The sequence below is a fragment of the Shewanella sp. 4t3-1-2LB genome (genome assembly GCF_017368415.1).
In the GTDB taxonomy this organism is placed as follows: Bacteria; Pseudomonadota; Gammaproteobacteria; order Enterobacterales; family Shewanellaceae; genus Shewanella; species Shewanella fodinae.
On record NZ_JAFNJD010000069.1, the window covers coordinates 1 to 10,529 of the forward strand.

11 protein-coding genes and 1 pseudogene are annotated in these 10,529 nt (G+C 48.5%); all 12 read right to left on the bottom strand.

Going from position 1 to position 10,529, the window contains the following annotated elements:
• Positions 1–660: 660 nt before the first annotated feature.
• Complete coding sequence (locus J3L11_RS17920; RefSeq protein ID WP_004883035.1) at positions 661–1,728, bottom strand: PDDEXK nuclease domain-containing protein; 1,068 nt, start codon at positions 1,726–1,728, stop codon at positions 661–663.
• Positions 1,725–2,924 carry a site-specific integrase gene (locus J3L11_RS17925; protein ID WP_004883034.1) on the bottom strand — a complete coding sequence of 400 codons (1,200 nt, stop codon included), beginning with the start codon at positions 2,922–2,924 and terminating at the stop codon, positions 1,725–1,727. Before J3L11_RS17925 ends, J3L11_RS17920 begins: the two co-directional genes overlap by 4 nt.
• Before the next feature lie 106 nt (positions 2,925–3,030).
• Positions 3,031–3,885 carry a CRISPR-associated endonuclease Cas1 gene (cas1, locus tag J3L11_RS17930; RefSeq protein WP_207571859.1) on the bottom strand — a complete coding sequence of 285 codons (855 nt, stop codon included), beginning with the start codon at positions 3,883–3,885 and terminating at the stop codon, positions 3,031–3,033.
• 189 nt (positions 3,886–4,074) lie between these two features.
• Positions 4,075–4,785: a GIY-YIG nuclease family protein gene (locus J3L11_RS17935; RefSeq protein WP_207571860.1), complete on the bottom strand. Its 711-nt coding sequence runs from the start codon at positions 4,783–4,785 to the stop codon at positions 4,075–4,077.
• A gap of 45 nt (positions 4,786–4,830) precedes the next feature.
• On the bottom strand, positions 4,831–5,319 hold the full coding sequence (locus tag J3L11_RS17940) for a hypothetical protein (protein WP_207571861.1): 489 nt from the start codon (positions 5,317–5,319) through the stop codon (positions 4,831–4,833).
• Between the two features lie 166 nt (positions 5,320–5,485).
• Positions 5,486–5,644, bottom strand: a pseudogene (locus J3L11_RS17945) (ISAs1 family transposase); the annotation flags it as partial.
• Positions 5,645–6,114: 470 nt separating this feature from the next.
• Positions 6,115–6,249 carry a HipA N-terminal domain-containing protein gene (locus tag J3L11_RS17950; RefSeq protein ID WP_347566526.1) on the bottom strand — a complete coding sequence of 45 codons (135 nt, stop codon included), beginning with the start codon at positions 6,247–6,249 and terminating at the stop codon, positions 6,115–6,117.
• On the bottom strand, positions 6,243–6,500 hold the full coding sequence (locus tag J3L11_RS17955) for a helix-turn-helix domain-containing protein (RefSeq protein WP_207571863.1): 258 nt from the start codon (positions 6,498–6,500) through the stop codon (positions 6,243–6,245). Before J3L11_RS17955 ends, J3L11_RS17950 begins: the two co-directional genes overlap by 7 nt.
• 344 nt (positions 6,501–6,844) lie before the next feature.
• Positions 6,845–7,300 (bottom strand): helix-turn-helix transcriptional regulator, encoded by a 456-nt coding sequence (locus J3L11_RS17960; RefSeq protein WP_207571864.1) that lies wholly within the window; start codon positions 7,298–7,300, stop codon positions 6,845–6,847.
• Positions 7,297–8,634, bottom strand: a complete 1,338-nt coding sequence (locus J3L11_RS17965; RefSeq protein ID WP_207571865.1) for a HipA domain-containing protein — start codon at positions 8,632–8,634, stop codon at positions 7,297–7,299. The genes J3L11_RS17960 and J3L11_RS17965 overlap by 4 nt, the downstream gene beginning before the upstream one ends.
• A gap of 176 nt (positions 8,635–8,810) precedes the next feature.
• The gene (locus J3L11_RS19430) at positions 8,811–9,086 is read right to left on the bottom strand and encodes a helix-turn-helix domain-containing protein (protein ID WP_347566527.1); all 276 of its coding nucleotides are present in this window, start codon (positions 9,084–9,086) and stop codon (positions 8,811–8,813) included.
• A 102-nt stretch (positions 9,087–9,188) separates the two neighbouring features.
• Positions 9,189–10,397, bottom strand: a complete 1,209-nt coding sequence (locus tag J3L11_RS17975; RefSeq protein WP_207571866.1) for a site-specific integrase — start codon at positions 10,395–10,397, stop codon at positions 9,189–9,191.
• Positions 10,398–10,529: the final 132 nt, after the last annotated feature.

Consider the following 10,529-nt stretch of genomic DNA (forward strand, 5'->3'; position numbering starts at 1 on the left):
GGTTTCTTCAACAACCGTCAAGTGTTCGAGTAAGTCCATCAGGGCTGCTAATTGCGAAATGGGCAGCCATTAGATCACAGCATAGAGCTACAACTCAACACGGGCTAAAAAGTACGATCCCGCCCTGGCAGGCGACGACGTCGTAACGCAAGTCATCCATCTTGAATACAGTTCAAAAGGCGATGATTTTTTTATAACTCACTTGGATCACGAATTTATCGTATATACGTTGGATAGCTATCAAGAAAGATTGAGCAATGCCAACATCAAGGGGCATAGAAAAATAAAGACATTCAAAATAGATAACTCAATGATCCCGTTTGATATAAATATTAGCGGGGATCTTTTTCTGTTTCAGGTTCTCGATTCGTATTTAAAAAATGATGACTTGATTCGTGAATATTTTGAAAAAATTAACTGACTTTATAGTTTGAGATATTTAATTAAAACAGCGATCGGCATAGAACATGGCGCTGCTGCCCGCGATAATCATGTGATTGGGCGCTCGCGCCCACTAGCCCCAGCGCATCCTTGAGCCGCAGGCCAGTTCCTTATCGGCCTATGGCGATTCCACACTAGCATGGAGCCTCGATAGAGCAAGAGATCCGTTGCCACATGCTCGTGCTGTGGTTTGGGTGTACGGTTGGACAGATGCTGCTGTCAGGACTTCTCGCCAGGCTGCCGCTGCTCGATCTGCAACCGCGCCCGTTCGGTCGCCTGCTGCAACCGCTCCCCCAGCACCGCACGCGGCGGCAGGGTCGTCAGGTATTCGGCTACGTGGATGCCCGACTTGTCCAGCTCCAGCAACTCGATCTGCTCTGACTTCTTGCCGGTACAAAGAATGATGCCCAGCGGCGAGGCTTCCTCCGGTTCGCGTTCGTGCTTGTCGAGCCAACGCAAATAAAGCTCCATCTGCCCCTTGTATGCTGCCTTGAACTCGCCGATCTTCAACTCCACCGCCACCAGCCGCCGCAGCTTGCGGTTATAGAACAGCAGGTCCAGGTGGAAATCCTCGTCGTCGATCTGGATGCGTTTCTGCCGGGCTAGGAAAGAGAAGCCCGCGCCCAACTCCAGCAAAAAAGACTCCATTTCGCGGATGATCGCGGCTTCCAGGTCGCCTTCCTGCCAGGTATCGCGCAGGCCCAGGAAGTCGAGGATGTACGGGTCGCGCATGACCAGCGCCGGCGACATGCGCTGCGCATCGCGCATCGCCGCCAGCTCTTGCGTGATCGTCTCGTCCGGCTTCTTGGACAGCGCCGTGCGCTCGTATAGCATCGAGTCGATGCGCTCGCGTAGCGTCCGCACGCTCCAGCGTTCGGCGCTGGCCATTTGCACGTAGTAGTCCCGCTGGAGCGGGTCTTTTAGCGGCAGCAGCGCCACGAAATGCGACCAGCTCAATTGTCGTGACAGCGTCACGACAATTGGCTCGTCCGAGAAGGTGGCGGCGAACTGCACCATCCGGCGCAGGTTCTTGTCCGCGAAGCTACGTCCGTAGTCGCGGACAAGCTGCGCCGCCAGGGTCGGCAGGATTTCGTCGCCGTACCCGGCCCGCTGCCCGGCAAGCACTTCCGTATGGATGCGCTGGCCAATGCGCCAGAACAGCAATGTCAGCTCGGCATTGACCGCCGAGGCGACGCGCTGGCGCGACGCTTCGATCAGTGCCCGGATGTCGCCCAGCAGCGCGGGCGGCGCTGCTGGCGCTGAGACGGATGCCTTGCGCCGGGTCATGCGGCCACCTCCTTGGCTCCCTGCATCCCGGTGATCGTCTTACGCCGATTCGCCACCAGTTCGGCCGCCTCTCGCACCGGCTTATCCTCGGTGTGGACGTAGCGCATGAACATGACGACGGTCTTGTGCGCCGTTAGCGCCATGCCGACCTTGACCGGGATGCCCGAATTGGCAATGTCGGTCGCCGAACGGTGGCGGATGCCGTGCGTGCCCACGTGCGTAGCGCCAGCCGCCTTGAGCGCACGGCTCCAGCCACCGTAATACTCGCCCGTGGTTAGATGCTTGCCAGCGTGGCTAGGAGAAGGCAGCACATAGCGGCTACCCTCCTGCCGGGGTGCCGTCGAGAGTAGCCGATAGGCTTCCTCGCTCATGGGCTTAGACATGCCGCCTGTCTTGCTGTCAGGCCAGACGACGCGCCGGTTCTGCAAGTCAACCCAGTTCCATTCCAGCGCGATGATTTCCGAGCGGCGGCCGGCGAACTCGAACTGCAGGCGGATTCCCAAAGGGATGACGTAGTTCTCCAGCCCCTCCGACTCGATCTTGTCGAGCTGTCGGAACAGGTTGCCCATTTCTTCGTCGCTGATGAGGTGAGTCGATTTGCCGGCAGGGAACATCGGGACGTGACGGCAAGGGTTGGTACCGTCGGGCCGATAGCCCCATACCTCGGCCATGTTGAACATCTTGCGCAAGACGCTGAATACCTTGTTCGCCTCGGTCTGCTTGTACGAAAGCTTTTCCATCAGTCCGGCGATTTCAGGACGCTTCACGTCCTGAACTTTCTTGCGTCCCAGCAGCGGAATAATGTTGCGATTGATGACAGCCTGATAGCCGGCTTGGGTGCTGAGCTTGTTGCGCTTCTTGGAGTAGTCCTCCATGAACTTCGTGCATAGCTCCTTGACCGTAGGTGCCTGGCGCGCCTCCGCCTTCTCTGCGGCGGGATCTCCGCCTCGGCGGACTTGGGCCAGCCATTCCTGCGCCAGCGACCGCGCCTGTTCGACGGTCAGCTCCCCGTACAGTCCTAGCGAGGGCTTGCGGCGCTCGCCAGCGTTCGTCCGGTACTGGAGCATGAACACCTTGCGACCCGCCGGGGTAATCTTGCACAGGAAGCCGGGGACCAGCGTGTCCCGGAGTTCGACGGCCTCTGCCTGGGGTTGCGCCGCATCGACAGCGGACTTAGTGAGTTTGATCTTAGCCATGATGACTCCTTGGAAAGACCTGGATTCCAAGGGCCGGATAGGAGTCAGGCGGTCGGAAGTCAGGTCAGGTTTCGGAAAGCACCGGCATATGTTGAACTCGCTTAAGTCATTGATAAACCTGCTGTATCGGGCTGTAGCGTAGTCCAGCGAATTTCGGTGCTGGAGTCATGGTGAAATAAAAAATTGCCTGACCTTCGGCGGTCAAGCGACAGCCTTGCGAACTGTCATAGAAATGACTCTTGGATAATGTACCCAACAACCACAAATCGAGTACCCAATTTTCTTGCTGATAACGAGTCAATTCTTTGATATCCAGCAATAGACTGTGGCGTTTATAACCTGTGGCATGATGGAAACCCAGCGTAATATCAAAGCCTTCAGCTAACAGATGTTTTGCAAGGCAACTATCTTCCATGGTTGCCACCAGCGATATCAAGGCGTTAATCGGGTCTGTTGGTGGGCGACGATGGCGCCCATCAAAACCACTATCTGGGACCGCCGCCGCAATACGGTGCCAGTAAACTTTACTGATGGCAGCTTCGAGTAACATTAGATTGCTTTGCCAATCTTTATCAGTAGGAGGAAGCAACAGAGGTTGTTTTAATCGTTTTAGTACCCGGTTCTGCCCTTTCATTCTGGCTGCAATTAGCTGCTTCACTAGATTTAATCGGTGTTGTTCATTCGTACATGCAGAATATTGCTTTATTCTGAGAGAGTTTCGTGGTGTGTCAATTCCGGTTATACAGGCACCATCATGAGCATTTAAGGCAAATAATGAAATCCCATGCTTCGCTAATGCAATAATAGATGCACCATTAAGCTGAACCTCTTGGCCAATCACCAATTGCTCAATATCGTTTAACGGCAATAACTGACTTTCCCCAGTATTAGTTGTCAGATGCAACAGGCCATCGTTAACCTGAAGTGTACAAGCAACATCCTCTAATATAACGGCAGTCATTTTTTCTTCCTGTCATAGATATCACGATTGTTAATCGTCATATTTCCCACTGAAATTACGCTGGCGCGCAAAAAGGAATATTCAATATCAAAACGAGTGAAGAGTAGCGCTTCACTCATTTAACTTATCGGTTGCGTTTTTTAAACATCAGTATCACTACAACCTTGGCTGGCTAAGTAGTAATACGATTTATAACCCGGCGAGCGACTGCGGAGCTCCTTGGGTTTTAATGAAAGCAATATCATTGTCATCGAGATTAAACCATTCTCCTTCCAGACGTTTACTGGCAAATTTCAAATGCAAGGTTCGCTCCGCAAAGGAGTAATCTTCAAACCAGGCATAATGAATAAGCTCAATAGGGAAAGGCAATTTGACAGCAAAGAGTTGGGTACGGCTTTTAATATTGACTGTTTTGCCAATTTTATATCCGTATTGAGAGTGGATCAGATATACGAATCCGGCGACAGCAGACACAGAAGGCGATGCCCCTTTGCTGACATTGGAAGCAGGCGCCCCTACCACACGACCAAATTCAATCTGGCCAAGCTCCGAGAAGGCTTCAGCAAACAAATCCTGCAACATGTAGCGCACAACAACATCCGGCGCAAATTTGAAAAACTCCCGATCCGACCAGTAGCGACGTCCTGCTGGATTTGGTCTTAAGGCAACATCAAAATTTCGGGCAGCGACTTCAACGCTACCATTACCAAGATTAACATTCTGAACTATGGCAAATGCAGAGACCTGGCCTAGTTGCACTGACGCATCCCAGTTGGCAATCACGATGCAGTGACCTGGGCGTAACTTCTGAGCCATTGCTTCAGGGACAGAGAGTTGACTGTTACTCAGCTTCTGAGCCAGTTCTTGCTGTGTCATTTTCAGTCGCCAGAAATTACTCATGCCATTGCTCCAGAGATAATGGTCGATCAGACACCCAATAAATGCCTAACGTCTTTTGTAAAACATCATGGAAACCGCCGTTAAAAAAACAGATGCCACCACGACAATATAATGCTTATAGGCATTATTATTTTCGTGATTAACGTCCTGTAATATCCGAGCCACTTGTAACTGATAATCAGCGAGTTTTAATGCAATTTCTGCGATCTTGATACGCTGTTCATCAGTTTCAACTTTTTCAGCGATACAACTCAATATCGCGGTGATACCTTCCAGTGAGCCAGAAATACCTTCAAGTACTTGTTTCTGGCTGTTGCTAGATGCTTGAATAGCGATAGACATGGTTGATGCGCAGGTTTTTAACAACTCCACGATATGTGGGATCATACCAACCAGCGCATTGAGTTCAGCCATAGAAAGCTGATTCCGCTGCAGCATTTCCTGAATTCTTTGATAATCCTCAGCCGTAATGTTTTTAAAATCACTGAGGTGTAACTTATCTTTTAATTGCTGTTCGGTTACTTGCTCAACCATTGGCGACTCCCAATACCGGATAAACGCATCACCTGACGGGTAATGCCTGTTGCAATGAAAGTAATCTATAGGAAATTTATCGCAGGCGCTGCGTTACAAATTTGTCGGCAAATTGATTTCAATTTGTATTGAAAGTCCAGGGCGGGATTATGCTTTGTTAAATGTGTTAACCAAAGAAAAGCGCTGATCTAAAATCCCCATTCCACGCGGCTTTGCGCATCTTACTCGGTTTACTCACCTTTAATGGGTGTTGTTGCAACAAATTCAGCACAACACGGCGAAACAACGCCATTTTCTTTGCATTGTCTCTATCTCCTATACGGGAAATATCTGAATCACCACTCCGTTACCAGACGACTTTTAGTCCAGTTTGAAGTCGAGCGCTTTCAGCAGACATCCCAGGCCTAGATGAATAATCGATAGGAGGACAGAGTGTCCTCCTAAATCTGGCTTAACTGAATTTCGCTTTTTGCCTGATTTCTGAGGCCTTAGGACCCCATGTTTTACGCTGATGACCACATAGATAACATGAGCATAAACATGGTGTATTTACACACTTTCCTAAGGTCCTGCTTGAATCACTAGCAAAATTACCCCAATAGTGTTTACGAGCACGTTTCAAGCGTTGTTGATGATGACGCCTTACAGCACGAGAAGTGTTTTTCATTAGATAAATCCCGATTGACAGTACTTAATCGGGCGGCCGCTCCTTCGAGCGACCGCCGAAGCCTCTGTCGAGATTTGATCAATGCTTTCATATTATTCTCCAGTAGTTCAATTGGTTATGTTTGACCACTACAAGATCGGGCGAGTGTCTGCGGTAGCGAGCCATTGTGTATCATATTTAAAATGATGGGCTCCATTGGTGAGCTTAGATAACACTCCAACCATGTAACCATTCATATAAACATCAAGTGAAGGCATTACCATTCTTCCTTCCACGCAGATGCGTTATCTTGCCCCGTTGAAGAGTTGCGAGGCTGGATGGACAACTCAAGCTCTAAGGCTGACAGTAACTTGAAAAATGTCTCCAACTTGGTGGACTCAGGCGACCGCTCAAAGCTAGATACCGTGTCTTGCCGAATCCCAACTTTGTTAGCGACATCTGCCTGTGATTTTTTGTCACTGAGCCGTACATCTTTTAGGTAGGCACTTAATTGTTGGGGGGTAGTAACTTTCATCAACAAATCCTTATAAAAGCAGCAATAAGCGACACAACCATTGAGACCACATTTACACGCCAAAACCGTTAAATCAATATTTATACGCTATAACCGTTAATAAAAGTATTACACGCTATAACCGTTAAAAAATATAGCCATAAATTGTTCTGATACCTCTATGCCTTCAAGCGCGAGACATATTTTTCATTGAATAACCCCCGATTGAAAGTACCCAATTTGGCGGCTACTCTTTCGAACGACAGCCATCATCGGTATTGAGATTTAGTCAACTTATTCATACAAGTCTCCAGTATGCAAAATGGGTATGTTTATCCATTTCTGCATTGATCTCTGAAGCACTATCAGAGAAGCCATGTTACGCCGCTGGAGATCGGCACTATCCCCACCTTAAGGCCAAAGGGCTTAAACAATCGATTCAGGATATCAGTCTTATAACTACCCCTGTCATTCTCCACATCAGAAAGGGTCTTACGAGACACTTTAACCAAGTCTGCATACTCGTCTTGCGTCAGGCCTAACACATCAACCCGAAGAGTTTTAAGGGCTTGCCCTTGGGTTAGTTCTCCCCGTATAAGCCTTTGTGTAGTGGCATGAATCGCATTTTTCCGTTCGATAGTGCTAACACCGCTTGATTGCTTGGAGGCTCGCTTAGGGGCTTGTATTGGCGCTTCTACAACATTTTCAGATTGCTGACGCTTCAACGCTTCAGTGGCAACCTCACTCCGTTGCTGCCGATTAGCTCTAAGACGGGCAATGGTTTCTTTGGCCGTTTCAGCAGTATATGGTTTATCACTCATAGCAGCCCCCAACGCGCTAGCTTTTGTTCAATATAAGTAAAGCCAATAGCAGGCATGTCGATGATCCGCTCAGGTACACCGCGTTCAATTAAACGTTGCTTCAAGCCTAGGCATTGCTGGGCGGTGAGCTTTAACTCTGTCATCAGCGCCTGAGCAGGCACTAAATCAGCTAATGTGTCAGCAATGCCCTGAAAGTCATACTCCCCCCCGACTTCGAGCGGTGCTTCCCATTTGGTGGTTCTGGCCACGCCTTCAGGGTCAGCTTTCATTGGTGCAAAGTCATAGATAGGCGCAAGCTTTATCCAACCATCGCCTCTAAGAAACGCGGTATTACGCCCGTGGTTATCACTATTGCCAAAGAGAATGTTGAGTAAGTCTCGCTGCACCCACTCAAGCACAAACGCGCGTACGTCAAACTGATAGCCTAGTGCTAAGACCATATGACTGTGAGTGATTTTATCGATCAGCGTTCTTATGGTTTGCTCGTGATCTAAAGTCACACCCGCACCTTTGCCAAGAATCGAATAGACCGACTCCATCGCATGACGTTGCTGGCCTCGCTCGCTGAAATAAATGTCAAAACGCGGCAACCATAGTGACGGGTAGGAATGGCCTTCTTCGAGCCGCATATTGGCCGTAGGGATTGTCTCAAAGCCCATTTCAACCAATTCATGATAATAGTGGTATTCAGCGCGTAAGATATCGCAGTCAACGGGTGACCGAGCACCTCTCGGATATTTCACCAAATAATGAAGGTCTCGGTTTTGAGGTTCGTCTTGATAGCTATCAATCCAGATATTTTGCCCATCGTCGCAACGTAGCAACAGCTTCGGCGCTTCACCACCAGCCCCTGTTGCACCACCAGCGGCAGCACCTCGATGTTGCGCATAATCCAAAAAGTCAGCTGCTCGATCCTTAACATCGTCAACAGTGAAGGTCAGCTTATCTGCGATAGCCGTGCGCTCGGGCAACGATTCCTTGACCCGCAAATTGCCTATGGGCGCAATGGTGCCATATTTCAGCAACACAAAATTTTGCTCGTCGACACTCAGATCAGCAATATCGAGATAATTCAACCAATAGCGACGGCTGGCACCGCTCGGCATAATGTCATCAAGGAAGCAAAGCCATCCCGGCTCATCAAAAAACAAGCTCACGGGGTGGTTTAGAGAGACGGCGTGCATGTCGTCTTTATCTAGCTCAGCCAAAGCGTATGCTTGCTCGTAATCTAACGAGGTGAGCCGATAATTACCTTGTTCACTCTCAGGAAAAGAGAGCTGTGCAATATCTCTCCACTGGCCATTGATGAACGCCTGAATGGTCAAATGTTCCATAAGAGCTCCAAAACAGATAATGAGTAATAAATTACTCATTATCTCATAAATAAACGAATAATGAGTAATTAACTACTCAAAATACTACTTCAGTATAGAAAATATACAAAGCTTTTATGAGGCATATATGGCATTTACTATACAATTTTTGGGAGTAAGCAAGCCTGTAAGGCCTTTTAATTGTCCACCGAAAACAAGTTCTCAGTCTCGTCCCAATCCGGCAGCTCATGGCGCTTAGGTGTCATTTCACACTCTAGGCCAACCGCATCAAGCAAGCGCTCAAAGATGTCGAATGAGCCAGTAAAACGACCATTCTTAATTTCTGAGATAGTAACTTTATGAATACCTGTGAGCTCTGAAAGGTACTTCTGTGTTAAACCGAGCGCTTTACGGTATTGGCTTACCGTCTTACCTATCGTCTGTCTGCTTGCCTTATCAACGCCACCAATTATTAGCTATATAGCTAACATGACAGTTAATGAAGTAATTGTTTTCTATATGGCTAGCATTGTTTGGATGAAATATTGGTAAGGCTATTGGTGTAAAACCTGCCATTAACCAAAAGCACGATAACCATCCCAGCTGTCAGGTGAAATTGTCCGTAACCACATATCCAAAGCTGCACGTTTCTCATTCATATATTGGCTACGATTGTAGATGCCAGCGACGCCACTAACTGTATGCCCAAGCAGATGCTCCACCACGTGTGGTAATACACCTAAATCATTTAAGCGAGTAGCAAGTGTTCGCCGTAGGTCATGCAGCGTCCACTTTTCTTTGTGTCCAAGCCGCTTCCATATGTTACCGCCGAAAGCACTCACCGCTTCGGGGTTTTTATATTCCCCCAGCAGATATCCCCCTTTTTGGTTTCGAGCCTTAAGCCTTAGTAGCCAAGGTCGAAGAGCATCTGGGATAGGTCGAAGGATTATCTCTGACGTTTTGCTGTTATCTCTGGGAACCGTCCAAAGCCCTTTCTCAAAATCCCACTCGTCCCAAGTCGAGCAACGAACCTCCTGAGATCTGGCCCCAAAGACCACCAGCAACCAAATCAAATCGGCATAGTAGCGATTACATTGGCGGCTTTGTATGTGGATTAGTACATCATTAAATTCTGAGTCTGAAAGTACGCGGTCCTTTCGACGTTGCTTGCTGCCAACGTCTGGGATAGTGAGATCATCCAATTCACGACTAATAGCATAGCGACGAACTCGACAGAATCTTAATGCCTGTTTAGCGTTCTGAAATACATAACCGGCTGCTACTGGTGCAGGTCGTTGCTTACCAGGGATCCCCTTTCTGATACGGTCAAAACACTCTAACCAATGACGAGTTTCTGTTTGATCTAAAGGTAGACGGCCAATATAGGGATAAATGTGCTTCACAAACTGAGCCCGATGTCTTTCAGCGTTAACTCGGTTTTCCTCAGCATAATTTACGAGCCAATATTCCAGAGCGTCTTTTACAGTGACAGGCGCTAACAGCTTTTCCTGGGCATCTTGAAGTGCAAAACTGGGGTCTCGGCCGTTATCAAGCCACTGCCGACATTGATCCCTTTTATCTCTTGCCTGTTTGAGCGAAGTTTCGGGGTAGCTTCCTAAGCCTAACCATTTTAACGGGGTATTCCTGCCACCAAGTCGATACCTAAACACCCAACCTATTACGCCTTGCTTAGATACTCTGACTGCTAATCCGGCACCATCTGATATTACCGATTTCCCGGTATACGATCTTCCATAAATCGACCGTAAAAATGTATCGGACAACTTATTGAATCGCCACTGATTTCCTAGACACCTTTTAGTTAGATAAACTAGCTAAAAAAAGAGGTGTCCATGAGCCATAAACGTTACCCCGAACAATTCAAAATCGAAGCAGTAAAACAAGTCACTGTTGCC

Bases quoted from the DNA above. Each gene is read 5' to 3' on its own strand.
- J3L11_RS17920 (WP_004883035.1), bottom strand. From the start codon at position 1,728: ATGACCCGGCGCAAGGCATCCGTCTCAGCGCCAGCAGCGCCGCCCGCG.
- J3L11_RS17925 (WP_004883034.1), bottom strand. From the start codon at position 2,924: ATGGCTAAGATCAAACTCACTAAGTCCGCTGTCGATGCGGCGCAACCC.
- cas1 (WP_207571859.1), bottom strand. From the start codon at position 3,885: ATGACTGCCGTTATATTAGAGGATGTTGCTTGTACACTTCAGGTTAAC.
- J3L11_RS17935 (WP_207571860.1), bottom strand. From the start codon at position 4,785: ATGAGTAATTTCTGGCGACTGAAAATGACACAGCAAGAACTGGCTCAG.
- J3L11_RS17940 (WP_207571861.1), bottom strand. From the start codon at position 5,319: ATGGTTGAGCAAGTAACCGAACAGCAATTAAAAGATAAGTTACACCTC.
- J3L11_RS17950 (WP_347566526.1), bottom strand. From the start codon at position 6,249: ATGGTAATGCCTTCACTTGATGTTTATATGAATGGTTACATGGTTGGA.
- J3L11_RS17955 (WP_207571863.1), bottom strand. From the start codon at position 6,500: ATGAAAGTTACTACCCCCCAACAATTAAGTGCCTACCTAAAAGATGTA.
- J3L11_RS17960 (WP_207571864.1), bottom strand. From the start codon at position 7,300: ATGAGTGATAAACCATATACTGCTGAAACGGCCAAAGAAACCATTGCC.
- J3L11_RS17965 (WP_207571865.1), bottom strand. From the start codon at position 8,634: ATGGAACATTTGACCATTCAGGCGTTCATCAATGGCCAGTGGAGAGAT.